Origin of the sequence: Leucobacter japonicus, assembly GCF_001273855.1 — a bacterium.
GTDB lineage: Bacteria > Actinomycetota > Actinomycetes > Actinomycetales > Microbacteriaceae > Leucobacter > Leucobacter japonicus.
The window spans coordinates 1-238 of the sequence record NZ_JHBX01000143.1 but is presented as its reverse complement, the minus strand read 5'-3'; the positions used below and the strand labels follow the sequence as shown (position 1 = coordinate 238).

1 protein-coding gene is annotated in these 238 nt (G+C 76.1%); it reads left to right on the top strand.

Annotation, left to right across the window (positions count from 1 at the left end):
- On the top strand, nucleotides 1–217 hold a 217-nt coding region (locus tag AMS67_RS16645), incomplete at its 5' end, for an amidohydrolase family protein (protein ID WP_156316720.1).
- Between the last annotated feature and the right edge of the window lie 21 nt (nucleotides 218–238).

The following is a 238-nucleotide window of genomic DNA, read 5'->3' as shown; positions in this document are numbered from 1 at the left end:
GCCCGACGAGCGCCTCGACGCCGCCACCGCGTACCCCGCCTACTCCCGCGGCATCGCCCGCCAGGCGCTCGCTCCCGACCGCGGCACCCGCGACATCGGCCAGACCGCAGACGCCGTCTGGTTGTCGGCCGATCCGCTGCGCATCGCCCCCGAGGCGATCGCCGAGCTCGAGGTGCTCGGCACCTGGCTGGCCGGCGACGCCACCTTCCGCGCGTAGCGCGCAATCCCCCTCCACAGC